The following is an 18,147-nucleotide window of genomic DNA, read 5'->3' on the forward strand; positions in this document are numbered from 1 at the left end:
CGAGGCGATGGAGTTCGCCGCCTTCGCCGAGCGCGCCCGGGCGATCGAAGCCGAGAGCGCCGACTCCGACGTGCGCGAGCGGGTGACCGACCTGCTGGCGGCGGCGGGCCCGGACCTGCCCGTCGTCGCCCGCTACGTCCAGGGGCGGGTGTTCCCCGCCCACGACTCGACGAAACTCGACATCGGGCCGGCCCTCTGTTACGAGGCCATCGCGAAGGCGGCCGGCCGGAACGTCACCGCCGACGACGTGGAGGAGCGGGTCGCCGACGTGGGCGACGTGGGCGAGGTCGCCGCGAGCTACGACTTCGGCGGCCAGCGGGGCCTCGCCGCGTTCGGCGCCGGTGGCGGCGGCGACAGCGGGGACGGCCACGGCGGGAGCGACGGCCTGACCGTCGCCGAGGTCGACGCCGAGTTGCGCGACCTCGCCGCGACGGAGGGGTCGGGCAGTCACGACACCAAGCGGGACATCCTGTTCGGCCTGTTCAACCGGACCGAGGGCGACGAGGCGCGGTATCTCGCCCGACTCGTCCTCTCGGAGATGCGCATCGGCGTCGGCGACGGGACCGTCAGGGACGCGGTCGCCGACGCGTTCGACGTGCCCGTCGAGGCGGTCGAGCGGGCGCTGCAGGTCACCAACGACCACGGCGAGGTGGCGGTCGTCGCCCGCGACGAGGGGCGCGACGGGCTCGAATCGCTCGGGCTGGAAGTCGGCCGGCCGGTCGGCGCGATGCTCGCCCAGGCGGGGACCGTCACCGACGCGCTGGACGACTGGGGCGAGGCGGCCGTCGAGTGGAAGTTCGACGGCGCGAGGGTCCAGGTACACTACGACCCCGACGGGATAGACGACGGGGTCACCACCGCCCTCTTCTCCCGCAACATGGAGGACGTGACCGACCCGCTCCCGGAGGTCGTCGAGTTCGTCGAGGAGAGCCTTGACGCCCCCGCCATACTGGACGGCGAGGTCGTGGCGGTCGCCGAGGACGGCTCGCCGCTCCCCTTCCAGGAGGTCCTCCGGCGGTTCCGCCGGAAACACGACGTGGCGAAGGCCCGCGAGGACGTGACCGTCGAGTTCCGCGCGTTCGACTGCCTGCACGCCGGCGGCGACGACCTCCTCGACGACCCCCTCACCGACCGCCACGACCGGCTCGCCGCCGTGCTGGGCGAGGCCGGTACCGACGCGCTGTCCGAACCGACCGTCTCCGAGGATCCAGACGAGATCGCCGCCATCGAGGCCGATGCGCTCGACGCCGGCCACGAGGGGATCATGCTGAAGAACCCCGAGTCGGCGTACACGCCCGGCCGGCGCGGGAAACAGTGGCTGAAGCGCAAGCCCGACGTGGAGACGCTGGACCTGGTCGTCACCGGCGCCGAGTGGGGCGAGGGCCGGCGGGCCGAACTCCTGGGCACCTTCGAGGTCGCCGCCCGGACCGACGACGGCTTCGCCCCCCTCGGCAAGGTCGCCACCGGCATCACCGACGAGGAACTCGAAGAGCTGACCGAGCTGCTCGAACCCCACGTCCTGAGCGAGGACGGCGCCGACGTGGACATCGACCCGTCCGTCGTCTTCGAGGTGGGGTACGAGGAGATCCAGACCTCCTCGACCTACTCGGGCGGCTACGCCCTGCGGTTCCCGCGCTTCCTCGGCGTCCGCGAGGACATCGACCCGACCGACGCCGACTCCCTGGAGCGGGTCGAGCGGCTCGCCGAGCGGCAGTGAGGGCGCGGCCGAGAGCCGGAAGGCGCCACCCGAAGCCGAACCCTTAACCGCGTCTCGGCGGAAATCGGGGGTATGACTGTCCGACACGACGGCCTGACTGTCGACTGGCTCGGCTACGCGACCCTGCGCATCGAGGGCGACGACACGGTCGTCTACCTCGACCCCGGCCGCTACGGCACGCTGACCGGCGAGTGGGAGCCCGACACGCCCGGCGTCGGCCACCCGCCGGGACAGGACTACCGCGCCGAGGACGCCGACGTGGTCTGTGTCACCCACATCCACCACTACGACAGCGACGGCGTCGAGCGCGTCTCGAACGAGGACACCACTGTCGTCGCCTTCGAGGGCATCGACGTGACCGACACCGACCGCGAGTTGACGCCCGTCGACGACCTCCCCTACGAGGTCGTCGAGGTCGGGATGGAGGACGAACTCGTCGTCGGCGACGTGCCGATCGCGACCGTCCCGGCGTACAACGACCCGGACGGGGAGAACGTCGACGAGGACGGCGAACCCTTCCACCCGAAGGGGATCGGCTGCGGGTTCGTCGTCACCGTCGACGGCACGAACGTCTTCTGGACGGGCGACTCCGACGCGCTGGAGGGTCACGAGGCGCTCGACGTGTCGCTGTTCGCCCCCTCCATCTCGCAGTCGTTCACGATGGACCGCCACGACGCCGCCGACCTCGCCGAGGCGATGGACCCCGACCTGGTGCTCCCGATCCACTACAACACCTTCGCGGCGCTCGAAGCCGACAGCGGCGCCTTCGCCGAGGACGTGGCGAAGCGCGGCGTCCCGGTCGTGCTGGACGAGCGGTAGACTTCGCGGACAACGCGGTCGCTCATCGGTTGTTCAGTACAGGCGGTAGCTGTTACAGTGAGCGGTTGCGGTGCTGTGCGGAGCCGTGCGGTGTCGTGCGGTTGCGGTCCTGGCGGACTGAAAGGGCGAGGCGTGCTCGCGTTTATATAGTCGCCTGAGCGGGCACTGTCCGCGCGGGCGGTGCCGAGAGCGCGGATATCCCGCCTCAGCGACCGCGAGCGCGCCGAGGGCTTTCAACGCCTGTGGTTGACTGCGCTCTCCCCGACACGACTTCGTTTCACGACTCCACAAACAGAAACACCCACTCAACTCGCACGTCGAACCGGACGATTGTCAGAGACGAGGTGTCCCTGTCGTCACAGCACGCCCATCTCGTCGAGGCGCTCGGGCAGGTAGGTGTCCGTGACGAAGTCCAGGCCGTAGGAGGCCAGGCTCTGCTGTTCGGACTTCTTGTCGATCTCGAGTTGCAGTTCGATCTGCTCCTTCCAGTAGTCGGACTGGAACCGCGGGTCCTCCAGTTCGCTCTCCAGGGCGTTCACGTCCGAGTCCGAGAGCGGGTCGGTCGGCAGGTCGTACTCGACGATGTCCTCGGGCTGGATGCCGACGAACTGCGCCTCCGGCGTGGCGAGGTACTCCGAGAGGTGCGCGCTCTTGATGGAACCGTAGGAGACCGACCCGAAGATGCGGTACGACCACGGGTCGCCGTCGGTGAAGACCACGACGGGCAGGTCCAGTTCGTCGTGGAGCCGCTTGGTCAGCCGCCGGGTCGCCCGCGCGGGCTGGCCGCCGAGGTGGACGACCAGGGCGTCGTAGTCGTCGTCGAAGCCGTTCTCGACGAGGCGGTCGCGCATGCCGCCGGTCTCGACGCAGAGGACGAACTCCGCGTCGTTGTCGAGGAACTCGATGGTGTCGGGGTTGTTGGGGATCTGGTAGCCGCCCTGGCCCACGTCGTCCTGGCAGTGGATCTCCCGGTCGCCGCGGTTGGTCTGCTCGCGGATGCGCAGCGGGCCCATCACCTTCGCGCCCGACTCCTCCGGGCGCATGTGGAAGTCCTCGCGTTTGACCTCCGAGACGATCTCCAGGTCCTCGACGAGGTTGTTCGACTCGTCCTGGCTGTTGAACTGGGCCTCGTCCAGGTCCCACGACTCGCTGAGGTAGTAGAGCTCACGCAGGGTCGACGAGCGGTCCTCGTCGAGCTGGCGGGCGAGGAAGTCGATGGTGTAGGTGGCCTTCAGCAGCTTCTCCGCGCCGGAGATGGTCTTGGCGGTGCGCGTGCTCTCGCGGTCGCCGTACACCCAGACGTCCTTGTCCTCGTCGTACTCGATGTTGGACTTGGTCCGGGTCGGAATCTTCATCTTCGGCACGTCGCCGCCCTCGAACTGCTCGTAGAACTGCTCGGCCAGGTCGATCAGCTGTTCTCTCGCGTCGGCGTCGGTGTCTGTGTCTGCGCTCATTGGTATGTGTCGGTGTCCGCGCTCGTCGTCATGCGTCGATAGTGACTCGCTCGGCCTCGACGCCGTCGACGGAGATGTCGAACTCCGCGTCGGCGCCCGCGTCGTACTCCAGGGTGGCCTCGTCGCCGGCCGACACCGAGGTCGACCACTTGACGAACCACTCGCCGTCCATCTCGACGACGCTGGCGTCGCCGTTCGCGAGGGCGGGCTCGCTCCCCGCGACGATGTCGGTGATCTCTACCTCGGCCGCCCGGTCGGAGTTGTTCTCGACCACCAGCCGGACGGTGTCGCCGTCGCGCTGGCGCTCGATCAGGACGTTGTTCATGATCCGCGCGAGGGTGTCGTCGATGTCCAGCTCCTCGTTGTCGGTGACCGCCGAGAGCTTCTCGGCCATCTCCGGGAGGATGGTGGCGAGCTTGTCCTGCTTCTCGCGGCGCTGCTGCATCGACCGGCGCTTCTTCAGGAACGACTTCAGCTCGCGGGCCGCCTCCCGTACCGCGAGTTCGATCTCCGATTCGAGCTCGGGGACGTTCGCGACGGCGTCTTTCGACTCGCTGGTGAACGGGACGTTCGTCGAGGCCACGTGGACCATGATCACGGCCGGCCCGTTCGGGATGCCCGAGCCGCCTGGCTGGTCGAGGTTGTAGTTGCGCCAGTTGATGTCCTTGACCACGTCGGTCGTGGCGCAGGCGCCTCGCTGGTAGACCAGCGGGACGCGGTTGGCGAAGCGCATCACCTCGGCCTTGCCCTCGGCTTCCACGTCGCCGCCGTAGGCCAGGCCGGCCTCGACGATGAACGGGTCGCCGCCGTGGACCGATGCGTCGCGGGTCGACGCGGCGTAGAACTCCGCGTCGTACTCCTTGCGCAGCCCCTCCTCGATGAGGTCGGACTCGATGGGCGAGAGACAGTCCGTGGGGGGCGCGATGATGTCCGTCTCGCGCATCGCCTCCAGCAGCTGGCTGGACGTGTCGCGGTCGCCCGCGATTTCGTTCACGTTCGGCGGGTCGTCGGGAACGCGGCGGGCCCGCTCCCACAGCGCCTCGACGACGTTCTCGCGGGCGGTCTCGCCGAAGGTCGCGTCGTCGTACTCCTCGGTGGCCTCGGCCGCGCGGCGGACGAACTCGCGGATCTCGTCGCGGGTCAGCCGGTGGCGGGCGTCGTCGGCGTCGCCGAACTTCGGCGCGAGCCGGTCGGCGACCCCCTGGATCGTCGCGTCGTCCTTCTGGGTGGTCGTCACCTCGTCGACGACGGCGTAGAGGTCCCCGCGGAGGTGCTCGTACTCGTCGGCGTCCTCGCCGAGGTCGACGGCCTCGCCGGTCCCGGTGACGGCGCCCCAGCCGGCCTCGCAGGCGTTCTCGCGGACGGTCGAGCCGAAGGTCACGTCGTGTTTCTCCTCGATGTCGTCGGCCACGTCGTCGACGATGTCGCAGAACTCGTGGTGGGCGACCCGCTCGTAGCCGTCGACGGCGTCGGCGACCCGGTCGGCGAACTCGGCGGTCGCCTCGGCGCCCTTGTTGGCGACCGCGGCGTCGAGCGCGCGGGCCACGTCCGCGGGTTCGTGTGACTTCGGCGGGGTCCACGACATCTCGCGGCCGAAGTGCCGGTCGCGGAAGTTGTCGATGACCGAGTCGGCGGTCTTGCCGCCGACGCGGGTGAACTCGCTCTGGAGGAAGCCCGACACCGAGTACGAATCCGTGGCGTCGAGCATCTTGATGAGCGTGCCGAGTTCGACCCCGTGAGGGTGGGGCCGGATCTCCTCGGTCTCCGCGGGGAGCTTGTCGGTCACCCGCTCGTATTTCATGTGCTCGCTCGGCTCGCGGAGCTCGATGCGGGCGTGGGGGTTGACGACCGCGGTGTGTTTGATGTAGTCGTGGAGCTGGTTGCGGGCGCGCATGTTCGCCTCCATCTCCAGTTCGATCCGCGTCCCGTGGGGGCGCTCCCACGTGGTCGTCTCCTCGACGTCGATCTCGGGCTCGTTGGTGTCGGTGTCGATGATGAGCTCGAAGTACTCGGCGTCGGTGCCGCCCTTCGTGCGGGAGGTGATCTTCGCGGGCTTGCCCGAGGTCAGCTGGGAGTAGAGGACGGCCGCGGAGATGCCGATCCCCTGCTGGCCGCGGGACTGCTCGCGGGCGTGGAACCGCGAGCCGTAGAGGAGCTTCCCGAAGACCTTGGGGATCTGCTCTTTCGTGATGCCCGGCCCGTTGTCCTCGACGATGAGGCGGTAGTAGTCGCCGGCCTCCTGGATCTCGACGTAGATGTCGGGGGCGATGCCGGCCTCCTCGCAGGCGTCCAGTGCGTTGTCGACCGCCTCCTTGACGGCGGTCACGAGCCCCCGGGCCCCGCTGTCGAACCCGAGCATGTGCTTGTTCTTCTCGAAGAACTCGGCGATGGAGATCGACCGCTGGCTCTCGGCCAGCTCCTCGGCGATCCCCTCACCCTCGCCGAGTTGCGACTGATACGATGTCATCCGTGCGCCCCCCTACTGCCGGGCAGGTTAAAAGGCGTTCGCCGGCGGGGTGAAAGTGAAACCCGGCTCCCGGAGCGGCGGGGACGGTCCGGTCTGTCGCCCGGAGCGGCGGGGACGCCCCGGCCTGTTGCCCGACGCTGGATCCGGGGACAGACCGGACCCGGCGTGCGATCCCGCGGGCGAGCGGGCCGCTCCGCGGCGAGTCTCGCGCGAGCGCGCGTGCGAGGGCTTTAAGTCGGCTGGTCTACTACCGGTAGACAGATTATATGTCACGGGAGCCTGAGGAGTACGGCGCACAGCAGATCCAGGCCCTGGAGGGGCTGGAGGCCGTGCGCAAACGCCCGGCGATGTACATCGGGTCCACCGACGACAGGGGGCTGCACCACCTGGTCTACGAGGTCGTGGACAACTCTATCGACGAGGCGCTGGCGGGATACTGCGACAGCATCTCGGTCACGATCCACGACGACGGGTCCGTCTCGGTGACCGACGACGGTCGGGGGATCCCGGTCGACACCCACGAGAAGTACGACAAGCCCGCCGTCGAGGTGGTGATGACGGTGTTACACGCCGGCGGGAAGTTCGACAACAAGTCCTACCAGGTGTCGGGGGGGCTCCACGGCGTCGGCGTCTCCGTCGTCAACGCCCTCTCCGAACGGCTGGAGGTCGAGGTCAAGCGCGACGGCGCCGTCTACCGCGAGTCCTTCGAACAGGGCGCCCCGCAGGACGGCCTCGAACGCGTCCGGGATATGGACGACGACGAGGGGACGGGGACGGAGATCCGCTTCTGGCCCGACACCGGCATCTTCGAGGCCACGGAGTACGACTACTCGACGCTGGAGTCGCGGCTGCGCGAGCTGGCCTTCCTCAACTCCGGCGTCGAGATCACGCTGGCCGACGAGCGCGACGGGACGGCGGACACGTTCCGCTACGAGGGCGGCATCCGGGAGTTCGTCGAGTACCTCAACGAGACGAAAGAGCCGCTCCACGAGGAGGTCGTCTACTTCGAGGACGAGGAGCAGGACATCCACGTCGAGGTGGCGATGCAGGGCACGAGCGAGCTGCAGGGGTCGATCCACGCGTTCGCCAACAACATCAACACCCGCGAGGGCGGCACCCACCTCACGGGCTTCAAGACCGCGCTGACCCGCATCGTCAACGACTACGCCGAGGACAACAGCCTGCTGGGCGAGATCGACGGCACGCTCAAGGGCGAGGACATCCGCGAGGGGCTCACCGCCGTCATCTCCGTCAAACACCCCGACCCCCAGTTCGAGGGCCAGACCAAGACGAAGCTCGGCAACAGCGAGGTCCGCGGCATCGTCGAGTCGGCCGTCCACGAGGGGCTGGGCACCTACTTCGAGGAGAACCCCGACACCGCCGAGGTCATCGTCCAGAAGGCCGTCGAGGCCGCGAAAGCGCGCAAGGCCGCCAAGAAGGCCAAGGAGCTGACCCGCCGGAAGTCGGCGCTCGATTCGACGGCGCTGCCCGGGAAGCTCTCGGACTGCCAGACCCGCGACCCCGAGGAGGCCGAGCTGTTCATCACCGAAGGCGATTCGGCGGGCGGGTCGGCCAAGCAGGGCCGCAACCCCGAGTTCCAGGCGATCCTCCCCATCCGCGGGAAAATTCTGAACGTCGAGAAACACCGCCTCGACCGCATCCTCGAAAACAACGAGATCCGCGCGATGATCACCGCCATCGGCACCGGCATCGGCGACGAGTTCGACATCGACGACGCCCGCTACGAGAAGATCATCCTGATGACCGACGCGGACGTCGACGGCGCGCACATCCGGACGCTCCTGTTGACGTTCTTCTACCGGCACATGCGGCCGCTGCTGGAGGCGGGCTACGTCTACGCGGCCCAGCCGCCGCTGTACCGCGTCCGGTACAACGGCGAGACCTACGACGCGATGAGCGACGAGGAGCGCGACCGCATCGTCTCCGAGAAGTGTAACGGCAACCCCACTCAGGTCCAGCGCTTCAAGGGTCTCGGCGAGATGAACCCCCAGCAGCTCTGGGACACCACCATGGACCCCGACCAGCGCATCCTCAAGCAGATCACCATCGAGGACGCCGCCGCCGCCGACAAGATGTTCTCCGTCCTCATGGGCGACGCCGTCGAACCCCGCAAGCAGTTCATCAAGGACCACGCGCCCGAAGCGGAGTGGGTGGACATATGACCCGGCGCGACCGAGCGGCGGACGACACTGACCGACGAGAGGTGACACGATGAGTTCCGACGTACCCGACTCGGACGTGACGCCGGCCGCGGAGGTCGACCGCGTCCGCGTCGAGAACGAGATGGAGCAGAGCTACATCGACTACGCGATGAGCGTCATCGCGGGCCGGGCGCTGCCGGACGTGCGGGACGGGCTCAAGCCCGTCCACCGGCGCATCCTCTACGCGATGCACGAGATGGGCGTGACGAACAACAGCTCACACCGCAAGTCCTCGTCGATCGTCGGCGAGACGATGGGGGACTACCACCCCCACGGCGACTCCGCGATCTACGACACCCTGGTCCGGATGGCCCAGGACTTCGCGATGCGGTACCCCCTGGTCGACGGCCAGGGCAACTTCGGATCGATGGACGGCGACCCCGCGGCGGCCATGCGCTACACGGAGGCCCGGATGGCCCCCATCGCCGAGGAGATGCTCGCGGACATCGAGAAGGACACCGTCGACTTCCAGTCGAACTACGACGACCGACTGACCGAGCCGGAGGTCCTGCCCGCGAAGGTGCCGAACCTGCTGATCAACGGCTCCTCGGGCATCGCGGTCGGGATGTCGACGAACATCCCGCCGCACAACTTCGGCGAGGTCGTCGACGCCGTCGTCCACCTCATCGACAACCCCGACTGCGACGTGGAGGACCTGATCGACACCCGCGACGGCCGCGGCAACGGCACCGCCGGCCCGATCAAGGGGCCGGACTTCCCGACCGGCGGCACCATCGTCGGCCGCGAGGCCGTCCACTCCGCCTACACCACCGGCCGCGGCCGGGTGACCGTCCGCGCGAAGTACGAGCTCGACCGGGAGAACGGGCAGATCGTCCTGACGGAGATCCCGTTCCAGGAGAACAAGGCGCGGATGGTCGAGCGCATCGCCGAGGACGTAAACGAGGGGAAGATCGAGGGCGTCTCGGACCTGCGCGACGAATCGGACCGCAACGGCGTCCGCGTCGTCATCGAACTCAAGCGCGGGGCCAACATCGACGTGGTCGAGAACCAGCTGAAGAAACACCACTTCGAGTCGACCTTCGGCGTCATCAACCTCGCCCTCGTCGACGGCCAGCCCCAGGTGCTGACGCTCAAGGAGACCCTCGAGGAGTACCTCGACCACCGCAAAGAGGTCGTCCGGCGCCGTTCCGAGTACGAACTCGCGGAGGCCGAGGACCGCGCGCACATCCTCGAAGGCCGGCTGAAGGCCCTGGAGCAGGTCGACGCGGTCGTCGACCTCATCCGCAACTCCGAGGACCGCGACCAGGCCAAGGCCGCGCTGCGCGGCGAGGTCGACCTCGGCGAGCTCGACGCGGAGTTCGAGCACCTCGACGAGCAGACCGCCTTCGACTTCTCGGGCGACCAGGCCGACCACATCGTCCGGATGCAGCTCGGCTCGCTCACCTCGATGGAGGCCGCGGAGATCGAGAGCGAGTACGAGGACCTGCAGGCCGAGATCGAGCGCCTGGAGACGATCCTGAACGACGAGTCGGAGCTGCTGGCGGTCATCAAGGAGGAGCTGGAGGCGATGAAGGCCGAGTACGACGACGAGCGCCGGACGAACTTCGTCGAGAGCGACGAGATCACCAACGAGGATCTGATCCCCGAGGAGGACGTGGTCGTCGTCATCACCGAGGACGACTACATCAAGCGGATGCCCGTCGACCGCTTCGACCCGCAGGGCCGGGGCGGCAAGGGCATCATCGGCGCCGACCCCAAGGAGGGCGATCGCGTCTCGAAGGTGTTCCGGGCAAACACCCACGACTACCTCCTTTCGTTCACCAACCAGGGGCAGGTCTACAAGCTCAAGACCTACGAGATCCCGGAGATGAGCCGGACCGCGCGCGGCAAGTCGGCCGTGAATCTCATCGACCTGGACGACGGCGAGGAGATCACCGCCGTCGTCAACACGGACGACTTCGAGCCCGAGGAGTCCATCGCGATGGTCACCCGCAACGGCTACGTCAAGCGGACCAACGCCGAGGAGTTCGAGAACATCCTCTCGACGGGGATCATCGCCGCCGACCTGGAGGCGGGCGACGAGCTCGTCGACGTGGAGGTCACAGACCGGACGAAGGACCTGGTGATCGCCACCGAACAGGGGATGACGATCCGCTTCGACGAGAGCGAGGCCCGCGAGATGGGCCGCAACGCCCGCGGTGTCGGCGGGATCGACCTCCAGGGCGACGACCGCGTCGCCGGCATGGTCGCCACCGACGGCGAGGACGACCGCTGTCTGCTGACGGTCACCCGCAACGGCTACGGCAAGCGCACCCGCCTCTCGGAGTACCGCCGCCAGTCCCGCTACGGCAAGGGGCTCATCGACATCAAGACCGACGAGCGCAACGGGCCCGTCAGCACCGTCAAGGCCGTCGGCGCGGACGACCACCTGATCATCATGAGCGAGCGCGGGCAGATCATGCGCATCCGCGCGGGCGACGTGAGCGAGGTCGGCCGCAACACCAAGGGCGTCGTCGTGATGGACGTGGAGGAGGGCGACAGCGTCGCCAGCGTCGACGTGGTCCCCGAGTCCGTCGACGAGGTCGACGCCGAGGACGCCGAGTAGCGCCCCTGTTCCCGGCCGATTTCGCTTTCGCCGTTCTCGCCGTCGAGCGGAGCGCTCGCCCGTGAAGGGACACAAGAACTTTGCCGGAGTCGGGCGGACTCCCGGACAGCGACGGGGGAACTCACGATCACGATGTTCGAGAGACGCGGCGGTTCGACGCTCGGAGTACTGTTCGTCCTGGCGGTGGCGGTCGCCGGGACCGCGGCGATACCGGCGTTCGCGGCCGCTGGACCGGATACACGGGCCGGGACGGCGCCGGCGAACGCGGGCGGCGGGACGCAGTGTCCGGTCGGCGGCGGGGCGGTCGGGTCGGCGGCGGCCGCAGATGGGGGCGCTGACGACAGCGGTCCCGGCGGCGCTTCGACCGCGTCGGCGGCGAGCGACCACTCGCTGGCGAGCTACCCGGAGGCGCCGCGGACGGACGTGGCCCGGGGGGACATCGCGGCCATCGAGACGGGGATCACGCGCGGCGAGACGGGGACCGTCCGGATCGAGTCGGTCGACGGCGAGTTCAACGTCTCGCTGACGTTCGCGAACAACGACGGGCGCAAGCCGGCGGAGCTGTACGTCAACACCTACCTCGCGGGCAACGAGACGGCGGTCGCCGGCCTCGCGTACACCGCCGGCGACAACGACCGCGTGGCCGTCGAGGACCGGGAGTCGGTCACCGGCGCGCCGATGCCGGTCGGCGCCTACGACGTGACCGTCGAGACGCGGTCGGGGACGACCACGCAGCGGCTGACCGTCGACGACCCCGCGGTCGGCGACACGACGCTCCAGCGGGCGCCCGGCGACCGGTTCGGCGAACTGGACTCCGACGAGGACATCGTCGCGGCCCGCGAGGCGGGTCTGATCACGGAGCCGCCGATGACTGACGACGGCCCGGAGGCCGCGCTGGGCGACACGATGGTCTACCGGCTGAACGCCAGCGGGGTCTACGGACTGCTGGCCGCACAGGGCGGCGCGACCAGCGAGGCGAACTTCCTCGCCGCCACGGGCGAGGAGGGTCCGTTCGACCTGTCGATCACCTCGTCGGGCGACTGCGAGTCGGCCGTCGACGTCCGCGGGAGCGTCGCGGACGGGACCGCCCGGGTGATCCCCGACCCGGACAGCGAGACGCTGTACGTGACCGCCGACCTGCGGCGCGTGGCCGTCCGCGAGGGCCTCGACCGCGGGTTCCGCGGGCCCGGGCGGGCGACATACACGTTCTCCGGGGGGAGTCACATCGCCGAATCCGATACGACGACCGCGGTCGACTACACGGTCGCGGCCCGCGAGTACAGCTACGACGCCGACGGCGGGATCCTCGTCCGGGCGGCCGAACCCGGCCAGCGGGTCGCCGGCGAGACGAACCTGGCGCCGGGGACGAACCTGACGGTCAACGTCACGGGGCTCGACCGCGACTACGAGACGAGCGCGCGGACGACCGTCGACGACGACGGGAGCTTCGGCGTCGACGTCGACCTGAGCGACGCGCGCGACGACGCGCGGTACACCGCCTCGATCGCCCAGATCGACGACTCGGAGACGCTGCTGACGACGGGGTCGGCCGAGGCGACGGCCGTCCTCTTCGAGGAGTACGCGTCGGCGAGTTCGAGCGAGGCCGACCGGGTCGAGAACGCCCGCGTCGCGCTCGAAGACGGCGGGTTCCTGGCGGCCTACCGCGTGCCGCCGAACGAACAGGTGACCCGGGAGGACCTGATCGGTCGCTCGGGGTACCTCCAGCCGGGGGTCCACGACCCGACGGTGTCGCTCGACCGCCCGCTGACCCGCAGTGAGAACGTCGTCCTCGTGGCCCACCGCGACGGCGACGGCGACGGCCGGTTCGACTACCCGGCCGACGACAGCCCCTACCGGATCGGCAGCGACCCGGTCTACGGCGTGGGCAGGGTGCTGCTCGACGGCGGGTCGAAACCGCCGAGAAATCCGCAGTACCTCGGCGTGACGCTCCCGCCGGCCGACGAGATCACGGGGACGCCGGTCCCGACGGCGACGCCGACCGACGAGCCGACGGCGACCGCCACCCCGTCGCCGACGCCGACCGCGACGCCGACGGACCGTGCGGTCACGACGACGGAGCTCCCGCCGCCGACGCTGCGCGGGACGGACACGCCGACGGCGACGCCCGCGGGGACGACCGCCCCGAACGGGACCGGCGTCCCGACCGCCGCGAACGGCACCGCCGGGCCGAACGGCACGGCCGCCAGCGGGACCGCGACGGTCACAGACGGCGCCGCCGACGGGTTCGGCCCCGGGTTCGGAGTGACAGCGGTCGTCGTGGCCGTCGTCCTGTTCGGCGCGGCCGCGCTGTCGCGGCGGGAGTAGCGGCTGGGACCGGGGTCGGCGCGCTCGCTCGCGCGTCGTCCCGTGTCAGAGGATGCGTTTGCCGAGCGCGCTCGCGGCGAGTTCGACCGCGAGTTCGGCGGTCCTGTTGTGGTCGTCGAGGATGGGGTTGACCTCGACGATCTCCATCGAGACGAGGTCGGAGCCGGTCGTCCGGGAGACGACCTCCATCGCGGTGTGGCCCTCGCGGTAGGAGGCGCCGCCGCGGACGGGCGTGCCCACGCCGGGGGCCTCGGTCGGGTCGAGGAAGTCCATGTCGAGGCTGACGTGGACGCCGTCGGTCCCGTCGGTCGCGGCCTCGACGGCCTCGCGGGTCACCTCGGGCAGGCCGCGCTGGTCGACGTCGGTCATCGAGAACGCGGTCACGTCGCTCTCCCGGAGGGCCTCGCGCTCCTCGTCGTCGAGGTCGCGCAGGCCGACCATCGCGACGTTCTCGGGGTCGACCGTGGGGGACGCCGCCCAGTCGCTGTCGGCGAACGCGCCGCGGCCGAGGATCGCGGCGACGGACATCCCGTGGACGTTCCCGCTCGGTGTGGTGGCGGGCGTGTTGAAGTCGCCGTGGGCGTCGAACCAGACGACCCCCATGTCCCGGTCGCGGGCGACGCCGCCGACGGTCCCGATGGCGATGGAGTGGTCGCCGCCGAGGACGAGCGGGACCGCGCCGTCGGCGACGGCCGTGGCCACCTCGTCGGCGAGGTCACGACACACCCGCTCGGTCGCCGCGAGGTACTTCGCCCGACCATCAGGGGGGCGGCCGGCGTCCGCCTCGGTCCGTTCCGGGCTGGGGACCGGGACGTTTCCGCCGTCGTCGCAGTCGATCCCGAGCGACTCCAGTTCGTCGGCCAGTCCGGCGTAGCGGATGGCCGACGGGCCCATGTCGACGCCGCGCCTGTCCGCGCCCAGGTCCATCGGGACGCCGAGGACGCGTACCGGTCGGTCCATACCACCGCAAGGTGGCCGAGCGGCAAAACGGTCGGGGCCACCGGACCGGGCACGCCGGTCTCCACCGCCCCCTTCAGTAGGTCGGCGGGTCGGTCCCCGGAGGGACGACGAACCGACGGAGGACGGTCCCGAAGCCACCGCCCACGGCGCCGACGAAGCCGAACAGTGGACCGAGGACCATCAGAAACACCGCGGACAGCAGTGCCCCGTACACGGAGTTCCCCTCGGGCTGGACGAGCCACAGGGCGAACAGTCCCACCGAGACGGCGACCGCCGAGACGACCAGCCCGATGACCACCGCACGGAAAGCCACGGCGACCCCCTCGTACCACGCGCGACCCAGCGAGAGTCCGGTGAGAAAGCCGGCGAGCGCGACGACCGCGAGCCCCGTCGTCCCGATCGCCTGTGACAACCCGTCGAAGAACACACCGGCGGAAAACAGGACGACCGTCGTCACCGAACCGAACACGACCTGTCGCGGGTGGTCACCGAGGTAGAACTGGTAACTGCCGCCCACCCCCTCTCGAAGGTCCATACCAACCGCTGACGCGGGTGTCAATTAAGTGTTCTGTATGGCCAGTTACTCGTACTGGCTGCAGACGCGCCGGACGCCCTCCTCGAAGGAGATCTCGGGTTCCCAGCCGGTGGCCTCGCGCATCCTGGAGGCGTCGGCCATCGTGTCGTGGACGTAGACGTCCTCGGGGATGGGGTTGTCTTCGTAGACGGGTTCGACGTCGGTGCCCAGTTCGTCGTTGATGCGGTCGACGAGGGTGTTGAAACTGTACTGCTGGCCGGTGCCGAGGTTGTAGACGCCCGTGAGTTGGTGGTCGGCGGCGAGTTCGAGCCCGCGGACGATGTCGTCGACGTGGGTGAAGTCCCGGGTTTGCGAGCCGTCGCCCCAGATCTCGGGGTTGCGGCCGTTGGCGATGTCGTCGGCGAACTGCGCGATGAGGTTGGCGTACTCGCCCTTGTGCTCCTCCGCACCGTCTTCCATCCCTTGATACACGGAGAAGAAGCGCATGCCGGCCATGGACATGTCGTAGTGGTTGGCGAAGTACTCGGCGTACTTCTCGCGGGCGAGCTTCGACGCCTCGTAGCCCGTGTTGACCGTCACGTCCATGTCCTCGGGGGAGGGGTCCGTGCGGTCGCCGTAGATCGACGAGGTGGAGGCGTAGACGACGGTATCGCAGCCGTCCTGGCGGGCCTGGTCGACCGTGTTGACGAACCCCTCGACGTTGACCCGGGCGCCCCGCGTCGGGTCGTCCTCGTGCATCGCGTAGGAGGACAGCGCCGCGATGTGGAAGACCACGTCCACGTCCGTCGGCAGGTCGTCGTCCAGGACCGACCCCTCGACGAACTCGACCGACTCGTCGAGGTTGTCGGGCGTCCCCAGATAACAGTCGTCCAGCGCGATCACGTCGTTGTCCGCGGCGAGGTGGTTCGCCAGGTTCGACCCGATGAACCCCGCGCCGCCCGTGACGAGTACCCGCTTGCCGTCCATGGGTCGAGATGTCACTCCGAGCGCAATAAGTCATCCCATTATCGCCGGGCCGCGAGCGGATCGACCGTGTGAGGGACTGACTGTCGCGGGTTCGAGCCAGCGGGTGGCGAATATTGCCGCGGTCGCGGCCGGCCACCGCCGGCTTTAATAAAATCTATGACCAAAATGCGGGTATGTCATCAATCGAGTTGACGCCCAGCCAGAAAAACATCCTGCAGGAGCTGGTCAATCTCTACCGGGAGTCCGAGAGCGCGGTGAAAGGGGAGGACATCGCCGAGAAGGTCGACCGCAACCCCGGGACGATCCGCAACCAGATGCAGAGTCTCAAGGCCCTCCAACTGGTCGAGGGCGTCCCCGGTCCGAAGGGCGGGTACAAGCCGACGGCGACCGCCTACGACGCGCTCCAGATCCAGGACATGGACCAGGCCGCCGACGTGCCGCTGGCCCACAACGGCTCGGACATCGAGGACGCCAACGTCGAGGAGATCGACCTCACCAGCGTCCACCACCCCGAGGAGTGCCGCGCCGAGATCCAGCTGCAGGGGTCGATCGCCGACTTCCACGAGGGCGACACCATCACCGTCGGCCCGACGCCGCTCTCGAAGCTCCAGATCATCGGCACGCTCGAGGGCAAGGACGACACCAACAACAAGCTCATCCTCACCATCGACGACATGCGCGCACCCGCCGGCGAACCCGAGCACTGACCGCGATACCGCCCCGTCGACCGGTCGACTCGCTTCACCCCCTCGGCTCCCACCGGCTCCGCGCTCCCCGACTCCGATCCGGGCGGCCCCGGGCCCGAGCCGCCCGTCGTTCGTCTCGACTGACTCGATCGGACCCGTCGATCCTGTATTTTCGTGACAGACGGCCGTCGGAGCGACCGATTCTCGCGACGGATTCGTAGGGTTTGTATCGCCCGCCTCCCGAGTCGGTCGCATGAGCGACAACGTCGTCGTGCTCGGGTCCGGTTACGCGGGCGCGGGTGCCGTCAAGAGCCTCGAATCCCACCTCGACGGGCGGGCCAACGTGACCTGGATCTCCGACGTGGACTACCACCTCGTGCTCCACGAGTCCCACCGCTGTATCCGCGACCCGAGCGTCCGCGAGAAGGTCACCATCCCGGTCGAGGAGGTCAAGTCGCCGTCGACGACGTTCCGCCAGGCCACGGTCGAGGGCGTCGACACCGACGAACGGGTCGTCGAACTCGCGGACGGCGACGAGGTGGCCTACGACTACCTGCTGGTCGGGATCGGCTCGCGCACCGCCTTCTTCGGCATCGAGGGCCTCCGCGAGCACGCCCACACGCTCAAGAGCCTCGACGACGCCCTCTCGATCCACGACGCCGTCTCCGAGGCCGCCGCGGGCGCCACGCGGGACGACCCCGCGACGGTCGTCGTCGGCGGCGCCGGTCTCTCGGGCATCCAGACCGCCGGCGAGATCGCCGAGTACCGCGACGACTACGGCGCCAACGTCGACATCGAACTCGTCGAGGGGCTCGACCGCGTGCTGCCCAACAGCGACCCCGAACTGCAGGGCGCGCTCCGCAAGCGCCTGGAGGCCGCCGACGTGAACATCCACACCGGCGAGTTCATCGGCGAGGTCGACGAGGACACCGTCTACATCGGCGACGACACCGAGATGGACTACGACGTGCTCATCTGGACCGGCGGCATCACCGGCCGCGACGCCATCGCGGACGCGAACGTCGACAAGGACGAGCGGAGCAACCGCATCTTCGCCGACATGACCTTCGAGACGGACGACGACCGCGTGTTCGCCATCGGCGACGCCGCGCTGGTCGACCAGCCCGGCGACGACCCCGCGCCGCCGACGGCCCAGGCCGCCTGGCAGGCCGCCGAGGTCGCCGGCGAGAACCTCGCCCGCCGCGTCAAGGGCCAGCCGCTCACCGAGTGGACCTACGACGACAAGGGCACCGTCGTCTCCGTCGGCGACGAGGCCGTCGCCCACGACGTGAAGTTCCTCCCCATCTCCACCTTCGGCGGCAAGCCCGCCGAGATCCTCAAGAAGGGCATCGCAGCCCGCTGGATCGCCGACGTGTCCTCGATCGGCAACGCCATCGACGCCTGGCCCGACATGTGACGACGTTCCGGGG

Annotated in this window: 12 protein-coding genes; 7 read left to right on the forward strand and 5 right to left on the reverse strand. The window is 69.2% G+C overall.

Features of this window, described 5'->3' with window-relative positions:
- Nucleotides 1-7: 7 nt before the first annotated feature.
- Together ligA and E3328_RS02945 are read left to right on the forward strand one after the other, a co-directional pair.
- Nucleotides 8-1,717, forward strand: coding sequence for an ATP-dependent DNA ligase LigA (gene ligA / locus E3328_RS02940; RefSeq protein ID WP_135363128.1), 1,710 nt, complete (start codon nucleotides 8-10; stop codon nucleotides 1,715-1,717).
- 72 nt (nucleotides 1,718-1,789) lie between these two features.
- A complete protein-coding gene (locus tag E3328_RS02945; protein WP_135363129.1) occupies nucleotides 1,790-2,536 on the forward strand; it encodes an MBL fold metallo-hydrolase in 747 nt (248 codons plus the stop codon).
- A gap of 356 nt (nucleotides 2,537-2,892) precedes the next feature.
- Here E3328_RS02945 and E3328_RS02950 read toward each other — a convergent pair whose 3' ends face one another.
- Both E3328_RS02950 and E3328_RS02955 read right to left on the reverse strand, forming a co-directional pair.
- Complete coding sequence (locus tag E3328_RS02950; protein ID WP_135363130.1) at nucleotides 2,893-3,990, reverse strand: DNA topoisomerase IV subunit A; 1,098 nt, start codon at nucleotides 3,988-3,990, stop codon at nucleotides 2,893-2,895.
- Nucleotides 3,991-4,018: 28 nt separating this feature from the next.
- Complete coding sequence (locus E3328_RS02955) at nucleotides 4,019-6,457, reverse strand: DNA topoisomerase VI subunit B (RefSeq protein WP_135363131.1); 2,439 nt, start codon at nucleotides 6,455-6,457, stop codon at nucleotides 4,019-4,021.
- A gap of 266 nt (nucleotides 6,458-6,723) precedes the next feature.
- Here E3328_RS02955 and gyrB point away from each other — a divergent pair, with 266 nt between their 5' ends.
- The 3 genes from gyrB (at nucleotide 6,724) to E3328_RS02970 (ending at nucleotide 13,570) form a co-directional block, all read left to right on the forward strand.
- On the forward strand, nucleotides 6,724-8,640 hold the full coding sequence (gyrB, locus tag E3328_RS02960) for a DNA topoisomerase (ATP-hydrolyzing) subunit B (RefSeq protein ID WP_135363132.1): 1,917 nt from the start codon (nucleotides 6,724-6,726) through the stop codon (nucleotides 8,638-8,640).
- Between the two features lie 49 nt (nucleotides 8,641-8,689).
- Nucleotides 8,690-11,245 carry a DNA gyrase subunit A gene (gyrA, locus tag E3328_RS02965; protein ID WP_135363133.1) on the forward strand — a complete coding sequence of 852 codons (2,556 nt, stop codon included), beginning with the start codon at nucleotides 8,690-8,692 and terminating at the stop codon, nucleotides 11,243-11,245.
- A 132-nt stretch (nucleotides 11,246-11,377) separates the two neighbouring features.
- Nucleotides 11,378-13,570, forward strand: coding sequence for a DUF7282 domain-containing protein (locus E3328_RS02970; RefSeq protein WP_135363134.1), 2,193 nt, complete (start codon nucleotides 11,378-11,380; stop codon nucleotides 13,568-13,570).
- A gap of 45 nt (nucleotides 13,571-13,615) precedes the next feature.
- Here the strand turns inward: E3328_RS02970 and rocF are convergent, their stop codons facing one another.
- From rocF to E3328_RS02985, 3 genes are all read right to left on the reverse strand, one after another.
- Entirely contained in the window at nucleotides 13,616-14,530 is a 915-nt protein-coding gene (rocF, locus tag E3328_RS02975; protein WP_135363135.1) for an arginase, read from the reverse strand.
- A 73-nt stretch (nucleotides 14,531-14,603) separates the two neighbouring features.
- Nucleotides 14,604-15,065, reverse strand: a complete 462-nt coding sequence (locus tag E3328_RS02980) for a hypothetical protein (protein ID WP_135363136.1) — start codon at nucleotides 15,063-15,065, stop codon at nucleotides 14,604-14,606.
- Nucleotides 15,066-15,110: 45 nt separating this feature from the next.
- Nucleotides 15,111-16,031 carry an NAD-dependent epimerase/dehydratase family protein gene (locus E3328_RS02985; RefSeq protein ID WP_135363137.1) on the reverse strand — a complete coding sequence of 307 codons (921 nt, stop codon included), beginning with the start codon at nucleotides 16,029-16,031 and terminating at the stop codon, nucleotides 15,111-15,113.
- A gap of 173 nt (nucleotides 16,032-16,204) precedes the next feature.
- Here E3328_RS02985 and E3328_RS02990 point away from each other — a divergent pair, with 173 nt between their 5' ends.
- Nucleotides 16,205-16,738, forward strand: coding sequence for an HTH domain-containing protein (locus tag E3328_RS02990; protein WP_135363138.1), 534 nt, complete (start codon nucleotides 16,205-16,207; stop codon nucleotides 16,736-16,738).
- Between the two features lie 232 nt (nucleotides 16,739-16,970).
- Nucleotides 16,971-18,134 (forward strand): NAD(P)/FAD-dependent oxidoreductase, encoded by a 1,164-nt coding sequence (locus E3328_RS02995; RefSeq protein WP_135363139.1) that lies wholly within the window; start codon nucleotides 16,971-16,973, stop codon nucleotides 18,132-18,134.
- The last annotated feature ends 13 nt before the right edge of the window (nucleotides 18,135-18,147 follow it).

The organism is Halosimplex halophilum (assembly GCF_004698125.1).
GTDB lineage: Archaea > Halobacteriota > Halobacteria > Halobacteriales > Haloarculaceae > Halosimplex > Halosimplex halophilum.